Source organism: Streptomyces broussonetiae (assembly GCF_009796285.1).
GTDB lineage: Bacteria > Actinomycetota > Actinomycetes > Streptomycetales > Streptomycetaceae > Streptomyces > Streptomyces broussonetiae.
The window spans coordinates 426,375-442,345 of the sequence record NZ_CP047020.1; the positions used below are offsets into that span (position 1 = coordinate 426,375).

General features: G+C 68.6%; 17 protein-coding genes and 1 pseudogene. 11 read left to right on the plus strand and 7 right to left on the minus strand.

Annotation, left to right across the window (positions count from 1 at the left end; genetic code table 11):
• Window positions 1-360: 360 nt before the first annotated feature.
• Window positions 361-1,725, plus strand: coding sequence for a PP2C family protein-serine/threonine phosphatase (locus GQF42_RS02170; protein ID WP_158917130.1), 1,365 nt, complete (start codon window positions 361-363; stop codon window positions 1,723-1,725).
• Between the two features lie 49 nt (window positions 1,726-1,774).
• Here the strand turns inward: GQF42_RS02170 and GQF42_RS47150 are convergent, their stop codons facing one another.
• On the minus strand, window positions 1,775-1,948 hold the full coding sequence (locus tag GQF42_RS47150; RefSeq protein WP_325100282.1) for a hypothetical protein: 174 nt from the start codon (window positions 1,946-1,948) through the stop codon (window positions 1,775-1,777).
• Between the two features lie 1,217 nt (window positions 1,949-3,165).
• On the opposite strand from GQF42_RS47150, the gene GQF42_RS02185 reads away from it, so the two are divergent.
• Entirely contained in the window at window positions 3,166-3,489 is a 324-nt protein-coding gene (locus GQF42_RS02185) for a hypothetical protein (RefSeq protein WP_158917132.1), read from the plus strand.
• Between the two features lie 248 nt (window positions 3,490-3,737).
• Here the strand turns inward: GQF42_RS02185 and GQF42_RS02190 are convergent, their stop codons facing one another.
• Window positions 3,738-3,989: a hypothetical protein gene (locus tag GQF42_RS02190; protein WP_325100283.1), complete on the minus strand. Its 252-nt coding sequence runs from the start codon at window positions 3,987-3,989 to the stop codon at window positions 3,738-3,740.
• Window positions 3,990-4,063: 74 nt separating this feature from the next.
• Window positions 4,064-5,305 (minus strand): serine/threonine-protein kinase, encoded by a 1,242-nt coding sequence (locus GQF42_RS02195; protein WP_158917134.1) that lies wholly within the window; start codon window positions 5,303-5,305, stop codon window positions 4,064-4,066.
• Window positions 5,306-7,190: 1,885 nt separating this feature from the next.
• Here GQF42_RS02195 and GQF42_RS02200 point away from each other — a divergent pair.
• Together GQF42_RS02200 and GQF42_RS02205 are read left to right on the plus strand one after the other, a co-directional pair.
• Entirely contained in the window at window positions 7,191-7,847 is a 657-nt protein-coding gene (locus GQF42_RS02200) for a YeeE/YedE family protein (RefSeq protein WP_158917136.1), read from the plus strand.
• Window positions 7,847-8,263: a YeeE/YedE thiosulfate transporter family protein gene (locus GQF42_RS02205; RefSeq protein ID WP_158917138.1), complete on the plus strand. Its 417-nt coding sequence runs from the start codon at window positions 7,847-7,849 to the stop codon at window positions 8,261-8,263. The genes GQF42_RS02200 and GQF42_RS02205 overlap by 1 nt, the downstream gene beginning before the upstream one ends.
• Before the next feature lie 289 nt (window positions 8,264-8,552).
• Here the strand turns inward: GQF42_RS02205 and GQF42_RS46825 are convergent, their stop codons facing one another.
• Together GQF42_RS46825 and GQF42_RS02210 are read right to left on the minus strand one after the other, a co-directional pair.
• Window positions 8,553-8,681, minus strand: coding sequence for a hypothetical protein (locus GQF42_RS46825; RefSeq protein WP_267906115.1), 129 nt, complete (start codon window positions 8,679-8,681; stop codon window positions 8,553-8,555).
• Between the two features lie 196 nt (window positions 8,682-8,877).
• Complete coding sequence (locus tag GQF42_RS02210) at window positions 8,878-9,090, minus strand: hypothetical protein (protein ID WP_158917140.1); 213 nt, start codon at window positions 9,088-9,090, stop codon at window positions 8,878-8,880.
• 277 nt (window positions 9,091-9,367) lie between these two features.
• Here GQF42_RS02210 and GQF42_RS02215 point away from each other — a divergent pair, with 277 nt between their 5' ends.
• The 7 genes and pseudogenes from GQF42_RS02215 to GQF42_RS02230 form a co-directional block, all read left to right on the plus strand.
• Entirely contained in the window at window positions 9,368-9,571 is a 204-nt protein-coding gene (locus tag GQF42_RS02215; RefSeq protein WP_158917142.1) for a cold-shock protein, read from the plus strand.
• A 532-nt stretch (window positions 9,572-10,103) separates the two neighbouring features.
• Complete coding sequence (locus GQF42_RS47155) at window positions 10,104-10,475, plus strand: hypothetical protein (RefSeq protein WP_325100284.1); 372 nt, start codon at window positions 10,104-10,106, stop codon at window positions 10,473-10,475.
• Window positions 10,408-11,055 carry a helicase-related protein gene (locus tag GQF42_RS47160; protein WP_325100285.1) on the plus strand — a complete coding sequence of 216 codons (648 nt, stop codon included), beginning with the start codon at window positions 10,408-10,410 and terminating at the stop codon, window positions 11,053-11,055. The genes GQF42_RS47155 and GQF42_RS47160 overlap by 68 nt, the downstream gene beginning before the upstream one ends.
• A gap of 93 nt (window positions 11,056-11,148) precedes the next feature.
• Window positions 11,149-11,856: a helicase associated domain-containing protein gene (locus GQF42_RS47165; RefSeq protein WP_325100286.1), complete on the plus strand. Its 708-nt coding sequence runs from the start codon at window positions 11,149-11,151 to the stop codon at window positions 11,854-11,856.
• Between the two features lie 14 nt (window positions 11,857-11,870).
• The gene (locus GQF42_RS47170; protein WP_325100407.1) at window positions 11,871-11,954 is read left to right on the plus strand and encodes a hypothetical protein; all 84 of its coding nucleotides are present in this window, start codon (window positions 11,871-11,873) and stop codon (window positions 11,952-11,954) included.
• Window positions 11,955-12,228: 274 nt separating this feature from the next.
• Complete coding sequence (locus GQF42_RS02225) at window positions 12,229-12,819, plus strand: DinB family protein (RefSeq protein WP_158917144.1); 591 nt, start codon at window positions 12,229-12,231, stop codon at window positions 12,817-12,819.
• A 118-nt stretch (window positions 12,820-12,937) separates the two neighbouring features.
• Window positions 12,938-13,582, plus strand: a pseudogene (locus GQF42_RS02230) (transposase); the annotation flags it as partial.
• Between the two features lie 25 nt (window positions 13,583-13,607).
• Here the strand turns inward: GQF42_RS02230 and pyrF are convergent.
• On the minus strand, window positions 13,608-14,303 hold the full coding sequence (pyrF, locus tag GQF42_RS02235) for an orotidine-5'-phosphate decarboxylase (RefSeq protein WP_158917146.1): 696 nt from the start codon (window positions 14,301-14,303) through the stop codon (window positions 13,608-13,610).
• A gap of 141 nt (window positions 14,304-14,444) precedes the next feature.
• Complete coding sequence (locus GQF42_RS02240) at window positions 14,445-15,764, minus strand: IS630 family transposase (protein ID WP_158929679.1); 1,320 nt, start codon at window positions 15,762-15,764, stop codon at window positions 14,445-14,447.
• Between the last annotated feature and the right edge of the window lie 207 nt (window positions 15,765-15,971).

Below are 15,971 nucleotides of genomic sequence, written 5' to 3' on the forward strand. Positions count from 1 at the left end.
GCACGTGAAGGCCGCCGGGCAGCCTCGCCCTACGGGGCCGGGCACCACCGGCTCAGCCCCGCAAGCTTCCCCCGTCTTCACACGCCACTGCTCACCGGGGGCCGGGCACACAAGCGCACGCCGCCCCACAACGGGAATACGCCCGCGGACCTGGTGGCACCGCCTGTGTGAAGCCAACAGGCGGCCGTCCGGCGGCGTCGACGAAGGTACGCCTCTTCGACGTGTCCCTCACCCAGGTCACCGGTCTGCTCGCGCCCGGCGACGCACGCCGGTGACCGCGTGGCCTGGGCTGATCGCCTGAACGGTGGCATTACCGAGCCCTGGCCGTCAGCCGAAGACCGTCCAGGGAAGGCGTAAGGCATGGGTGATGACGAGGGCGGCAAGGCGCTGGTGGACCGTCTGTCGTTGCTGGCAGATGCCCAGGCGGCGCTGGCCAGCACGCTGGACCTGCGGGAGGGGCTGCGGCGGGCGTGCCGGGTGCTGGCCGGGCGGCTGGGAGACTGGTGCGTGGTCGACCTGTTGGACGAGGCCGGCGGGCTGGAGCGGGCCGTCGTGGTCCACCGCACCCCCGAGAAGCTGGTGCCGGGGGGATTCGAAGGGCCTCTGCCGCCGGTGCCGCAGGATGCGGACGGGCCGCTGCCGCGGGTGCTGCGTGGCGCGGGCCCACTGCTGCTCACCGAGCTTCTTCCGCCGAGCCGAGCGGACAACCCGCTGCACGCCCGGCAGCTGGAGTTGTTCGAGCAGCTGGATGCGCGCAGCGCCGTCATCACCCCGCTGCGGGCCCGCCGGGAGGTCCTCGGCGCCCTGACCGTGGCGCGCACCGATGCCGGCCACCCGTTCACCGACGATGATCTCCCACTGTTCGAGGACCTGGTCCGCAGCCTGGCGCTGCAGGTGGACAACACCCGGCTGTACCAGCAGACCCGGGCCATCGCCGAGCGCTTCCAACGCTCCCTGCTGCCGAAGCTGCCGGAGGTCGAGCAGCTGCAGATCACCGCCCGCTACGCCCCCGCGCAGACGATCGCGCAAGTCGGCGGGGACTGGTACGACGCCTTCGTCCTGCCCGAGGGCGACACGGTGCTGGCCATCGGTGACGTGACCGGCCATGACCTGCAGGCGGCTGTCGCCATGAGCGCCCTGCGCAACATGCTGCGCGGTATCGCCGTGGACCGCCAGGAGCCCCCCGGCGAAGTCCTGCGCCGCCTGGACATCGCCAGCCACACGCTGACCCCGGAGGCGACCGCGACGTGCATCTACGCCCTGGTGAAAGGCCCCGAAAAGGGCGGCGGCCCCTGGGTTCTGCACCATGCCGCGGCCGGGCATCTGCCGCCGCTGCTGACCACCGCCGAGGGCGACACCCGCTACCTGGAGACGGGCGCGGGACTGCTGATCGGTCTGGACCCCGGGCACCGGCGCCCGACCGCCATCGACGACCTGCCCACGAACTGCACCGTCCTGCTGTACACCGACGGACTGATCGAGCGCCGCAGCGAAGACATCGACCGCGGACTGACCCGGCTGCGCCAGCACGCCGCCGCCCTCGCCCGCGAACCCCTGGACGTCTTCTGCGACGAGCTGCTCAGCGGGCTGACCGCCGACGCCACCGACGACACCGCCCTGCTCGCCGTACGCCCCACCTCCCCACCCCAGCCACAGGATCAGCACGTGAAGGCCGCCGACCAGCCTCGCCCTACGGGGCCGGGCACCGCCGACTCAACCCCATAACACCCGTTCCCCTCCACTCGCTTCACTCCACAGCTCGCAGGCCCGGTTGTCAGGTCAGTCCGAGCTTGCTCAACGCGGTGGTCCAGTCGGTGACGATCGCCTGCTGCGCCGCCCTCAGTGTGACCCTGCCGGAACAGACCGCAGTGTGGAGCTTCGTCTCCACCGGGTCCTTCAGGTTGTTCACCCCGGAGCCCGGCTTGTGGCCCGGGTCCGGCGGCTCCACCCACAGGTTGCGGGCGTCGTTCGGGTCGCCACCGAGCTCGAGGCTGATGTCGTGGTCCTCCTCGGCGTCCCCGAGACTGCCGGTGTAGCCGTAGGAGGCGGCGTTCAGCTACTTCTCCTTCCCGGTGACCGCCGCCGACGGCCGGATGCCCTTGGTGTAGCCGCCCTTGCGGCAGATCGTCTGCGCCAGATTCGCCTGCGTCACCGTCGGCGACGTCGCACCCGGCGTGCACTTCAGGTCCAGCAGCGGCTCGCCCTTCTCGTACCGGTAGTGACAGCTGCCCGCGGGCGGCTGCTACTGCACCGTGTACGTCTTCTGCGGCCCCGCACCCACCGGGATCTCCCCCACCGAACCTGCGGCTGGGGCCGAACCCGACGGCCCGGCAGCCGACGCACCGTTCTTCTCCGCCGCACCGCCACCGGAATGCGTTCCGGAAGACGAACACCCCGCCAGCGCAAGGCAGGACAGCGCCACCAACGGAACAGCGCGACACAACACACTCATGACGTGCCCTCACGGACGAGCAGCAGCTGAGCAGATGCTCCCCCACTCCCGCGCCCGGCTACTCCTCGAGGCAGCGGCGCATAGGTGCACGCCTGGTCACGCAGCCGAGTCCGGCGAGCACGGCAGGTTCGGCACACCTACGCAAACCGCTGAGGATGTGCAGTCACCACTGAGCCTCCGCCTACTTGAAATCGCTGGTGAACGGGCTGGTGTGACTGGTGCTCGGAGTGCGCTCACGCTGGTTGTGGGCGGCTGTCTGCGGAGTAGATCGTCTGTCAGCGGTTGACTTCGAGGTTCGTCATGACGAGCAGAGCGCGCACGAGCTGGGTGGCGCGGGCGGGATCGGTGCGGCGCCCGGTGAGGGTCATGACTGCTTTTCCCCCAATGTCGGCATTGCGTGACGGCTCGTCAGTGCAGGTGACGGGCCGTTTCGGCTTGTTCTCGCGGCCGTCCGCCCCAGCTCGCGTTCCCCGAACAGATCCTGGCCACCGTGCTCCATCGGTGGGTCGCCGTGGCCGGGGAACCGCTCTCCGTACTCCTTCGGCAGCAGCCGGACCGCGATGCACCGCACCCCGTGGAGGGAGAGCGAGAGACCGTCCAGGGCAAGGTGGCAGCGCATGTGCGCAGAGCCGAACCGGCCGTCTCGGCCGTGGACGAGGCCCGATTCCAGCCAGTACCCGTAGGTAATGGTATGTGAGGTCCGCTCGGGGGGCATGATCGCGGTCGTGATCCGCGAAGACATGACCCGCTGCTTGAGGTGGGAGATCCAGATGCACGAGCCGTTCAGCCGCGTATGGATCTGCAAAGACTACGGCCGCGCGACAACCGGCGCGGACCCCGCCGAGTGGGGTCGGACCGTCCTGGCCGCATACCTTGCCGAGCGGCCCACCAGGGGTGAAACGTTCCGTGTCATCGTCCGCACGGACAACGGCAGCCAGTCCATCACCACACCCAGTCAACTCACGGGCCCTGGCTGGACGGCAGACCCCGCCATCCGCCAAGCCCTGCCGGGCTATCTCCGGGGCGCCCTCGCCTGACCGCGGCAAGCCCCCCCCCCCCCCCGAGGCCGCCGCCGTTGGCACAGCCGTGCTGCGCACCATTGGGATCAGGCGGCCCTGGACGGAAGGGCGCTGCACCGGGCTGCGGCCCGGCTGTTGGTGTGATCGGTGCCGCAGTGAGCGCCCGTGTCGCTGACGATCTGCGGGCAGGACAGCCGGGAGGGGAGCTGCCCGGTGGTGAGGCCCACGGCTTGTAGGGCGCCGTCGACGAGGTGGGAGTCGAATACTCAGCCGCCACCCTTCACCATCACGTACAGGGTTTTGTGCGTGCCGGTGGCGGCGAGTTCTTTGACCATGTTCCGGTAGGCGAGGTGGAGGTAGCCGCCGGCAGCCGGCGTGACGGTGACCGTGTAGAGGCCGTGGTGCAGGCAGACGGCGGTGATCTCGGCCCGCTCACCACCGGTGGCGTGCACGCGGGTGCGCTCGGCGTGCTTCTCGGCCCAGCCGCTACCGGAGGCCGAGCACGGGACGCCATCCAACGGCCTGCTCGAAGGCCTTCGTCAGTCCTCGCTTCTGTCTGCCCTCACGGCTGTACGTGGCATCTCCCGGCGGCTCAGTCACCCAAGTGCCGTTGCCGTCCTTTTCCTCCTGTCCCGTCATTGTGCTTGCCTGACCACTCGCCGCTCTTGTCGCCGCCGCGCTCCGGCCTGGGTGACGTCATGGCGGACGGAGGGGCAGGCGACGGCGTCGTGGCAGGGGTCCGTCCGGCGGGTGTTGGTGCGATGTGCGTGGGTGAGCGAGAGGCTGGAGACGTAGGTGTCGTGGCGCCGGAATTGAGCGAGGCGCCGAGGGCGGTGGCGCCGGCGAACAGCGCGAGGCCGGCGCCGCCGAGAACGGCTTTGGAGGCCAGTTTGCGGCGACTGCCGGAGTGGGAGTGGATGCCCGCGCCGGATTCACCGGCGTGCGGGGCTGAAGGCGATGGAATTGCCGGGGCGGGCATGAGGGAGGTGCCGTCGGGCTCGGCCGGCCGCGGCGTTCCGCCCTGCGCGGCCAGCCAGGCGGCTGCCTGCTCGGCGGTGGGCCGGTGGGCCGGGTCCTTCGCGAGCATGCGCAGCACGTAGTCGGAGAGAGGCTGCGGTATGCCGAGGTGCAGGCGGTCGGGCGGTTGTGGTGTGGCACTGACGTGCTGCTGGACCGCGGCCAGTGACGTGGCTCCAGTGAACGGGGGCCGCCCGGTGAGCAGTTCGTACAGGACACAACCGAGGGAGTAGACGTCGGACGCGGGCTGCGCGGGGCGGCCCAACGCGCGTTCGGGAGCCAGGTAGTCGGCGGTGCCGATGATCTTGCCTGTGGCGGTCAGGCCGCTGGCGGCCTCCTCGGCGAAGCGTGCGATGCCGAAGTCGGTGATCTTCACCGTGCGGTCGGTGGTCAGCATCACGTTCGCGGGTTTGACGTCCCGGTGAACCACGCCCTGCTGGTGTGCCGCGCAGAGGCCGGCGGCCGCCTGGGCCGTGATGGCCGCCGCCTCAGCCGGCGCCAGAACGCGGCGCAGGGAGCGTTCCTGGGCCAGGTTCCGGCCGTCGACGAGTTCCATGACCAGGTGGGGCTGGTCATGGTGGGAGCCGAAGTCGTACATGCCCACGACGTTGGGGTGGTTGAGCCGACCCGCGATCTGCGCCTCCAGGCGGAATCGCTCGGCGTCCTCCGCCTCCTGGGCATGCAGCAGTTTGACGGCCACGGGCCGCCCGAGGAGGTGGTCACGGGCCCGCCACACCTCGCCCATCGCGCCGCGTCCCAGCAGCTCCTGCAGCTCATAGCGGTCCGCCAGCAGACCCTGCACACCCACCCCGATCATCGTGTTGCTCGTTGTTCCCCCGCGCCCGGTGGTTCGCAGTCCTGGTTGCCGAAACCGACGCGCACTCCCTCTCGGACCGGGCGCCGGGGTGCGCATGGGGCAGGCAGACAACGGGGGTTCACCCGCCTGCCCCTCATTGCGCGACTACCCGCTCAGAATTTGGGGGCGAGCAGGTGCCACGAGGCCCCTGGGTCCCAGGAACCACTCCTACAGCGCACCGGAGTGCCGGGCCGTCGCACCCCTGGAGCACCCAACACCACCCGACTCTCGGGGCTGTAGGAGCGGGGCAGGCCCGGCACGGGGGGAACCGAACCTGCCCCAGCACGTCGGCGCCTGCAGAGCCTCCCCCTGGAGGATGGGCGCCATGACCCCGCACGGGGTCACTTCCAACAGCGCGCCGCAGGTCAGGAATGTCACAGGGAAATGGGTACCGTTGCGAGACCAACAACTCTGTGAAGGAGCGCCATGTTCTCCTGCATAACTTGGTCACGAATCACGCGAGCACCGGCAGTCGGGGGCTGTTGCGGTACCCGAATCGCTCTCACCCATTCCGTCCGGAAAATTGCCCCGACGTGCGAACATGCGGCCAGGTTCCCATACAGGCAGCCATACTCGGGACATCACGGACGCCGGCGTAGCGCTGCAGTGCACGCGGATTACTTCACGCTGGGCTTTTCATCCACGCGATGAGCCGCGTCCACCAGCCATCCTTTGACCGGCCCGCCGAACCGTCCACGCCTCGAGGAATGCGTCGCACCGCCCCGCCCGGCCGGCCCGGCTCCGTTCGAGTCACCGACTCCCCTGCCGGTGCGGGGTTGCGCTCCGCCGACTCGCACCTGCATCGGTGAGGTGTCGGCACGTCGGCGAGCACATGCTCCACGTGTCTCCCACAGCCCTCATAGGTCACCTTCCGGCACGACTGGCAGACAGCACGTCGGCACATGATTCCCCTTCCTCGGCGCCCTCATTAACGGACCAGTAATATCAACAGTTTCGTCACGGCCGAATTCACATTTTCGCCACAACCAACCCCTGTCCGTGCACTGTCTCCACGAACAACTGACTCCCGCCGACAGAAAGAACAGCCAAGAGGGTGCATAACGCCCCGATATGGCATGGCGTACCTCACTCAGCGATGTCAAGCGGTCACGTCCGGAATCCCCCTGAAGTTGCTCGGAACACCGAAACAATGGTTCCATCTCGCCCGGTCGAGAAAGGAAGGCACTGCTCCGCATCGTGACAGGCCATCACCGCGCCCATTGAGATGGTCGACCCGGGCGCGGCGAGGGCGAGAGACCGAGAACGGCAACCGCCCTCACGGAACGGGTGGTGTGCGCCGGTCAGAAGGGAGCAACGTGAGTTGCTCGCACGCCCCAGGATGCCCCCTTTTCCCCTTGCTCAGGGCGAGCTTGCAGGGTTGGCGCGACTACTACTGCGACAGCGAGGACCAGTGGCTCGGCTGTGCGCGCTACCAGGTGTCACTCACCGGCGAGCGTGTGCCGATCAGCCTGCTGCCCAACGGAGCCCGCGCACGGCACCTTGAAGACACACCCACCGGCCAGGACCGGTCCGGCGCCGCCGACCCGGTGCAGGAACCCCAGCAGGCCCCTCCATCACAACACAACCCCTGGCCGCCGCAGAGCGCGACCTGGTCGCAGCCGGCATCTGCCTGGCCACCAGAGCCGTCAGAACCAGTGGCCGCGACACCCGAGGCCATGGCTCAGTTCCGGGCGGCATCTCCGACGATACCGGTCTCGCACTACCGACCGTCACCACCGCCACCGTTTCCCCAGCCTCCAGACCACCCATCTCGGCACACGGAGCATGGACCCGACTCAAAGCGCGGCTGGTGGGCTCGATTCACCGAATGGATGGGAGGCCCCGCATGAGCGGCTACTGGCCCTGGTGGGCCGGCGCTGCCGGGCTCGCTCTGATCACCATCAACTACACCCTCGCCACGGACCGGTCTTTCGGGGTGTCGTCCGCGTGGGACCGCGTGTTGCACTGGCGCAGGGAACGCCGCCTCGAGCGGATGGACGAGGAGTTCACCGACGAGCGTGCCCTGGCTGACGCTCTCGCCGCAGCCACAGCGGAGCACTTCGGCACCAGCCCCGCCGCACCCACCGTGCCGTCTGCTCCGCACGGGACACCGCAACTGCCCGAGACGGACGCCGAACCGACGGTGCGTGAGGACACCTCGGTCACGGGCCAGGCCCCTGCCCCGCTGGCCACCCAGGCTGCCCTGCTGGTATCGATCTTCTTCGGCGGACTGATCGCCGCGGTCACCTCCGGGCGGTTCCACCTCCGCTTCGACATGGGCCCGGGATTCAGGAACGTGGTCACCGCCGATCCGACCACCATGGTCGTCCTGCTGTTCGTCGGAGGCGTGCTGGTCGGCTTCGGCACCCGGCTGGCCGGCGGGTGCAGCTCCGGCCACGGACTCAGCGGCTGCGGCCGTCTGCGCCCGGTCAGCCTGGTTGCGACCGCCGTGTTCTTCGGCACCGCCGTCGCGGTGTCGTTCCTGCTGTGGAAGGTGATCTGATGCGTACCCGGGGTGCGATTCTCGTGGCCAACATCCTCACCGGCCTCACTCTCGGCTACACCGTCTCCAACATCGGCTTCGGCGACTACACCGAGCTGAACCGCATGTTCACCTTCCAGGACCTGCGCATGCTCCTGTCCTTCGCCGGCGCCGTCGTGATCATCGTCTGCGCATTCGCCCTGCTGCGGGTCCCCCGCATCCCCGGGCGCATCCACGCCGGCGTGGTCCCCGGCGCAGTCCTGTTCGGTACCGGATGGGCGATCTCCGGCGGCTGCCCGGCAATACCGATCGTCCAGGTCGCCGGCGGATACCTGCCCGCGCTGGTCACCATCCTCGGCGTCACCGTCGGTATCCGGCTGTGCCGCTGGGCCAACGCCCGCTACTTCCACCTCGACCGCGGCTCCTGCGGACTGTAACCAAGAACGCCCACCGACACGGCCCGCCACAGAAGCGGCCCTCCTTTGACGAGCGCGACCGCGCACTCCCCGCAGCCGGACGCGGACTCGCGGAGTGGAGGCAGACGCGGGCCTGGCAGCCGGTCATTCGCAGTGGTCCGGCCGGGCCCGGGGACGGAGTGCCACGGAAGCTCGGGACGCCCCCGATGGGCCCCGGCACCTTCTACGCCGACCACCGTGACTCACAAGCCCACGCAGGCACCACCCCGAGGTCAGCGGGGCGGTGCCTGTCTCACGGTGCTGTCGGGCCTCAGGCCGTCTCGGCCTCGACCGCATGTCGTTCTTGTTCCTGGTCGAAGTGCAGCTCGACGGCGTCCCCCTTCTGCAACCCCAGGCCCTCGCTGGGATTCAGGAGGTCGCCGACGGTGAAGTCCAGCACGGGCCCACCTTCATCATCTCGGATCTTCCCCTGCATCCGGTCCCACACCTGGATCCTTCCTCAAGGCATGACCGTGTCTCCTTCTCTCGAAGATGCCGACAGGCCCCGAGTCACGGGTCGGGGCGCACTGGCCAGCGAACCCGAACCCACGTGCGACAAACGGGTGACACCCGGCGCCAGAGTCGCGGCGGAGCACTCAGTGCTCCCACACCTCCGGACCGCCGCCATGCCACTCGATCAGCGGATGCTCCATCACATCCACCTCATCCACGCCTTCCAACCCGGCGCGCTGAAGGAACACGCTCAGATCGTGCAGGCTGTACGCCCTACCGAGGAACTCGGCGTCGACACGGACCTGCCGGCCACCGCCCTCACCGGGCGGATCCACGATCACGCGACGCTCAGCCATAGCCTCAGTCTCACCCAGCGCCAGGTGAGGCGCGCTTGGGGGACGGCTGCCAGTGGCGGCCGGTCACCCCACGGAACGCGTTCGTCGTGGTGCTTTCCGGCCGAGTGCCACCAGCCGGTGTAGCGTCGTCATCAGCAGTCGTGGTTCCGAAGTTCCGTTCGCCCGTGATCGCCATCGCGGGCGTTTTTGCTGTTCAACGCCTCTCCGGACCAGGGCGATCACCTCCGGGGCCGCACGGTGCGGGACCCGACACGAGTCCCCTCGAAGGAGACAGCACATGGCCAAGGGCACTGTGAAGTGGTTCAACGCGGAAAAGGGCTTCGGCTTCATCGAGCAGGAAGGCGGCGGCCCGGACGTCTTCGCCCACTACTCGAACATCGCCGCCCAGGGCTTCCGCGAGCTCCAGGAGGGCCAGAAGGTCGAGTTCGACATCACGCAGGGCCCGAAGGGCCCGCAGGCCGAGAACATCCGCCCCGCGTAACGCCGAGCGCAAAGAGGCCCCAGCCGGGATACCCACCGGCTGGGGCTCTTTCGGTTCTACCCGCCCCCGATGGTGGGAGGTTTCCGGTCCTCCGCTGTTGCGGACTCCTCAGGAAGAAGGACCGGATGGCGCGGCTTCGTCCGCGCGGCCGCCTGCTCCGAGGGTCCGCCGCGGGGCCGGGGACACCGCCCGGTGATTACCGAGAACACCCCAGGCCCTCAATCCGTCGAGGTCGGGGAGACGGACTGAGGGAAGAGAGGCAAGCAAGTCGGCCTGCGGGGCGCGGATGCCGTGCGCGGCCTCCGGGCCGACGCCAAGGATGCGGCGAGCGGTCACACCGGCATCGTACGGGCACGGGGTTCTCCCCCTCGTCTCGGCCGGCGCGTCCTCAAGCGACTCGGATCAGCGGTTCACCGTGTCGTTGCCGCACCAGGGACCATGCAAGAGTGGTCGCCAGGGCGCGGACTCAGGCCACAAAGCCGATGTTGGTGACGTACTCGTACTGGCCCCACTCGGAGCCCAGGTCGACCATATGGACGATCCGGACGGACCCTTCGGGGTGCGCTGCTGCACGCTCACATTGTCCGAGGCGATCGACTGGGGGATCTGCGCGCCGTACCAGGTGGTGTGCGTCGACATCACGGACACCCGGCTCCAGGCCGCGCAGTTGCTGGGCGAGGACGCGCGGTCGGACGAGGTGTGCGGGGCCCGGATCGCGGCTCTGCAGACGTCGCTGGTGAAGCCGGCGGCCGAGGAGGACTTCCGTAGGACGCTGGTCTTCCACCACCTGGTCAAGGAAGCCGAGGCTTTCGCGGCCAGCCCTCCCGGACGTCGCCGTGCAACTGCACGCAGGCGACCCGCAGCTGTACCCGCCCGAGATCTGGGCGGACTGGCTGTGCGGTGACCATCCTGCGGTCCACCGGCGGCGCGTGCTGAGCGAGTTCGCCGGCGGCGACACGGACGAGGCAAGGCGCTTTTTGGGGTCGGCGAAGGTCCTGGGCGAGGGTATCGACACCAAGAACTGCGACAGCGTGTACTTCGCCGACGTACGCGGGTCCATGCCCGACCTGGTCCAGGCCGTCGGCCGGGCGCTGCGGATCCAGCCTGGCGAGGGCAAGGTGGCCTCGCTGGTGGTGCCGATCCTGCTCGGGCCCGGGGAGAGTGCGGACAACGTGCTCACCAGCAAGGCCTACGGCGGCCTGGCGAAGCTCTTGGACGCCCTGCGGGCGCACGACACCCGCATCGTGGAGGCCTTGGCCGTGCCACAGGCGCCCAGCCGATCCAAAGGCGTCCAGAGCCGCAAGGGAGGCCAGGACGAAGAGCACGCCGAGAGCGAAGACGGCGTCTTCGTCTCGGTGCTGCTGAAATTCAGCACCCCGCGCGCCCCGTCCGCCCTCGCCGCGTTCATCAACCTGCGCGTCCTCAACCCCGAAAAGGAACACTGGCGGCGCGGCGTGGAGGCCTCCGGCGTCTACGCCCGCTAACACGGTGATCTGAAGGTCCCGTTCACCTTCCGCGTTCCCGATGGCCGGGAGCAGGAAGCCGAGGGCGGAGGGCGAGGAGGTTGTGCGTGAGGTGTGGCCGGCCTCGCTCGCCGGCTTCGCGCCGGGCAGTGGATCGCCGACGCCCGCCGGCACTACGCCCGCGAGCGCCTCGACGGCGAACGCGTCCAGCAACTCGAGCAGCTGGGCATGGTCTGGTCACACCGTGACGTCGCGTGGGAAGAAGGACTCACCGCGGCACGCGGGTGGGCCACGGAGAACGGGCACCTTGTGGCGCCGTTGGACGCCGTCCACCGGGGCCACAAGGTCGGTATCTGGCTGAAGAACCAGCGCGCTGACGTCCGTGCCGGGACGCTGTCGGCGGAGCGGCGCGAGCAGTTGGAGGACGTCGACCCGGCGTGGTGCCCGACCTGGCCCGTGGCGTGGCAGCGCATCTTCCACCTCGTCCGTCGGCACCTGGCCGGCGGCACACTGCCCACCGTGCCGGGCCAGGCCGTGGACCAGGGTGAAGACCTCAGACGGTGGGTGGGCCAGCAGCGGCTCGGTTTCGACACGCTCAGCGTCGTCCAGCAGTGGATGTGCGAGCACGTCCTCGGGATCGAGCCCGCAGCCGAGGAGGAGAAGCCGAAGCCTCGCCGGGCGCATTCCGACCGGTGGGCGATGAACTACGACGCCGCCTGCCAGTACTACGAACGCGAGGACACCTCCACGTACCCAGGGGACACACCGAACGGATCGTCATCGGCGACGCCGACGGCGGGGACCAGTAGGAGCGGCACCTGAAGCTGGGAGCGTGGATCGGCAACCAGCGCAGCAGGGCCGCGAACCTGTCACCGGAGCGGGTGGAACAGCTCTCCGCGATCGGCCTGCGCTGGGCCTAGCCGAAGGAGCCGGAGAAGGGCCGCCAGTGGCGGCTCAGGTACATCTGGCACCGCCTCATGGACAACTCACGCAGTCCAGGCCGGAGTGCCAGGTGACCAAGAGGCCAACGACTCGTTGAACCGAACACTGCCACAGGCGACGCGGGCCGGGCCGAACGTCTCCCAACCCGGCCCGCGCCCACGGTGACCCCCGCGTTCGACAGCTTCTGCCGGCAACGGCCGAGGCGCGGTGTGAGGTTGAGCCCACCAAAAGCAGCTGGCAGGCTCACGTCCCGTGATCGATGCCTATGCGAAGAACTACCTGCACGACGACCTGCGTTGGATCCGCGAGGCGATGCTCTCCAAGCTCGACGGGCTCTCCGAATACGATATTCGCCGCCCGCTGACCTCAACCGGGACCAACCTTCTCGGCCTGATCAAGCATCTGTCGTTCTGGGAGGCCAGGTACTTCGGCGAGGTCTTTGACCGGCCGTTCCCCGAGCCCCTGCCGCGGTGGGACGACGAGGCTGAGCGCGGCGCCGACATGTGGGTGACCGAGCACGAGAGCCGCGCGGAGATCGTCGACCGCTACCGGCGAGTGTGGGATCACGCCGACGCGACGATCGACGCCCTGGCCATCGACGCCCCCGGCCACGTGCCGTGGTGGCCACGCCCCGAGGTGAAGCTGTTCAACATCCTGGTCCACGTCCTCACCGAGACCAGCCGGCACGCCGGTCACGCCGACATCCTGCGCGAGCACCTCGACGGCACGGTGGGAGTCGACGCGGCCAGCGCCGCCCAGCAGGAAGAGGACGACACGTTCTGGGACAACCGGCGCACAGAAATCGAGCGCGCTGCCAGGGCCGCGCGACCAGAACCCCACTGATCAAGTCGAAGCACGACAGCGGTCCCCGCAGGCGAGGCCAGCTTCCAGCGATCGTGTCCCGCCGCATTGGCCCCGCTTGGCCGGGTGTGCTCTTCGCACCCCGCCGTCCTCACTCAGCGACCCGGACTTCGACACCAAGCTGGATCGGATCGAGTACGCGCTGACCCACCGGCCTGAGCGGACCTTCGCCTTCGACGAGTTCGGCCCGCTCGGTATCCGCCCGGCCTCCGGCTCGTGCTGGGCCGAGCGGGGCAGGCCCGACCGGTTGCCGGCGACTTACCACCGCACCCACGGCACCACGTACTTCCATGGTTGCTACTCGGTCGGCGACGACACCCTGTGGGGTGTCGACCGACGCCGCAAGGGCATCGGCTCCAGCTGGGCTGCGCTGAAGTCGATCCGCGCCGCACGTCCGGACGGTGCCCCGATCCACGTGATCCTGGACAACCTGTCAGCCCACAAGGGCGCCAGGATTCGCCGCTGGGCAGCTGAGAACAAGGTCAAGCCGTGCTTCACGCCGACGAACGCGTCTTGGGCGAACCCCATCGAGGCGCACTCAGGACCGGCGCGGCAGTTCACCCTCGCCAACTCCAACCATCCCAACCACACTGTTCAGACACGGGAGTTGCACCGCTATCTGCGCTGGCGCAACCAGAATGCGCGGCACCCCGCCGTCCTGGCTGCCCAGCGGCGCGAACGCGCCCGCGTCCGCAGCGAGAAAGGCATCCGGTGGGGCGGCCGACCACTGGCCATCCCGGCTTGACCCCGCCCATTGCGGGATGCGCCCGTTACGAACCGAGGTCGGCGCGAACGAGACGGAATGCGGCCGCCGGGTCCGTGGCGCGCGTGACCGTTCGGCCCACGACGACATGGGAGGCTCCGGCAGCAATGGCAGCACGCGGCGTCCCGGAGCGGGCATGCTCGCACGATGATTCACCGGGCAGTGCAACTCCCGGCGTGACGATCAGGCCGTCGGCACCCAGCGCGCTCCGCAAGGCTGCCACGTCCTGCGGTGAGGCGATCAGACCGTGGCAGCCGACCCTGGCCGCCAACTGAGCCAACCGGCGCACCTGCTCCTGCGTCGAAGCACCGACGCCGATGTCGGCAAGATCCCCGTCGGTCATGCTGGTGACCACGGTCAAGGCAAGCACGCGCAGGTCAGGGAAGTCGCGGGCGGCATCGACGGCGGCAGTCATGATGCCCACACCGCCCATGCTGTGCACGGTCACCATGGAGACACCGAGAGTTCCTGCGGCACGGACCGCACCAGCAACCGAGTTGGGGATCTCGAAGAGCTTAAGGTCCAGGAAGACCTCCTTGCCCTGCGCAACGAGATGCTTGATGAAGTCCGGGCCAACCGCGGTGAGCAGTTCCAGGCCGACCTTGTAGAAACGGCACTCGTCCCCCAGCCGCTCGACGATGTCGTCAGCGGCTGCACGGTTGTCACAATCCAAGGCGACGATGATCTGGCTGGTGGGCTCCACGACGTCATTGTGCCGCCGCCTCAACCGCTGCCCATCACCAGGGCCTCCCATCAGACCGGCCATCCACAGCTGGCACGCCTGCGCACCCCGGTGATCGTTTCCGGTCACAGAACTAGTGTGATGCGCCAGAAATCCTGAGGGTTAGTTCTGCTCTGTTTTCTGGCCGGTGGTTCCGACCTTGGCGAGGTAGTCGGCGAGGGATTTGAGGATCTCGTCGGCGGTCTTGGTCCAGGTGAAGGGTCGCGGGTTCTCGTTCCAGGTGTTGATCCATGCGGTGATGTCGTCTTCCATTGCCTTCACGGAGGTGTGGACGCCGCGGCGGATGAGTTTGTCGGTGAGCAGGCCGAACCACCGTTCCACCTGGTTCATCCAGGAGGATCCGGTGGGGGTGAAGTGGACGTGGAAGCGGGGGTGTTTGCCGAGCCACGTCCTGATCTCGGCGGTGTTGTGGGTGGCGTAGTTGTCACAGACGAGGTGCACGTCGAGCCCGGCGGGCACCGCTTTGTCGATCCGGGTCAGGAACTTCTTGAACTCGATCGCCCGGTGGCGGCGGTGCAGTGCCGATATGACAGTGCCGTCGGCGATGTTGAAGGCGGCGAACAGGCTGGTGATGCCGTGCCGCAGATAGTCGTGGGTACGCCGTTCGGGCATGCCCGGCATCATCGGCAGCACCGGCTGGGACCGGTCCAGCGCCTGGATCTGGGACTTCTCGTCCACACAGAGCACGACCGCCTTCTCGGGCGGGTGGTGGTACAGGCCGACAACGTCGACGACCTTGGCGACGAACTGCGGATCGGTGGACAGCTTGAAGGAGTCCTGCAGATGGGGCTTGAGATCGAACCGCTTCCAGATCCGCCCGATCGAAGACTTCGACAGGCCGGTGCGCTGGGCCATCGAGGCCCGTGACCATTGCGTGTCCTGGCCCGGGACCGACTCCAGGGTGGCCACGACGACCTCCTCGACCTGGTCGAGGAGGATCGAAGGCGGCCGGCCCGAGCGCGGCTCGTCATGCAGACCATCGAGGCGTTTTGCGATGAACCGGGCCCGCCAGCGGTCCACGGTCGACCTGTCGATACCGAGGTCGGCAGCGGCCTGCTGGTTCGTCCCGCCCTCCGCGCAGCGCAGCACGATCTTAGCTCGCAACGCGAGGAACTGGGCGGTCTTCGCCTGCCGTGCCCACTGCGTCAACTGCCTACGCTCAGCATCGTCGAGGACCAGGTCGGCCTTCGGCCGGCCAATCCAGCCGGCGTCCTGAAGACCCGCCATCCGCTCCGCGGCGAAAGCCCGACGCCACTTGCCCACCGTCTTGGCCTGGACACCGACGATCCGTGCAACACCCGCGTTTGACATCCCGTCAGCGCACGCCAGGATGATGCGAGCCTTCTCAGCTGAGCGCCGGTGCGGCAATTGCGTCCGGCGCACTAACTCGACGCGCTCGGCCTCGGACAGCGTGATCTCCACAGCAGAAGGCCCGGGATGCGACATGACAACAGGGTAGTAGCTAATCCTCAGGATTTCTGGCGCATCACACTAGTACTCCAGCAGCACTTTGACGTTTTCCCTTTTCAGGGGCGGTTTGGGTGAGTGTAGTGGGCTGGTTGGCGGCCTGTGTTCTCTTTCCCGGGCCGCCCCTCGATCGTGTGCAGGCGCCGCTGATAGTGGCAGCGG

What these genes read in the sequence shown, in the direction of transcription:
- GQF42_RS02170 (WP_158917130.1), top strand. Translation starts at nt 361, where the DNA reads ATGGGTGATGACGAGGGCGGCAAGGCGCTGGTGGACCGTCTGTCGTTG.
- GQF42_RS02185 (WP_158917132.1), top strand. Translation starts at nt 3,166, where the DNA reads ATGATCGCGGTCGTGATCCGCGAAGACATGACCCGCTGCTTGAGGTGG.
- GQF42_RS02195 (WP_158917134.1), bottom strand. Translation starts at nt 5,305, where the DNA reads ATGATCGGGGTGGGTGTGCAGGGTCTGCTGGCGGACCGCTATGAGCTG.
- GQF42_RS02200 (WP_158917136.1), top strand. Translation starts at nt 7,191, where the DNA reads ATGAGCGGCTACTGGCCCTGGTGGGCCGGCGCTGCCGGGCTCGCTCTG.
- GQF42_RS02205 (WP_158917138.1), top strand. Translation starts at nt 7,847, where the DNA reads ATGCGTACCCGGGGTGCGATTCTCGTGGCCAACATCCTCACCGGCCTC.
- GQF42_RS02210 (WP_158917140.1), bottom strand. Translation starts at nt 9,090, where the DNA reads ATGGCTGAGCGTCGCGTGATCGTGGATCCGCCCGGTGAGGGCGGTGGC.
- GQF42_RS02215 (WP_158917142.1), top strand. Translation starts at nt 9,368, where the DNA reads ATGGCCAAGGGCACTGTGAAGTGGTTCAACGCGGAAAAGGGCTTCGGC.
- GQF42_RS47155 (WP_325100284.1), top strand. Translation starts at nt 10,104, where the DNA reads ATGGACGATCCGGACGGACCCTTCGGGGTGCGCTGCTGCACGCTCACA.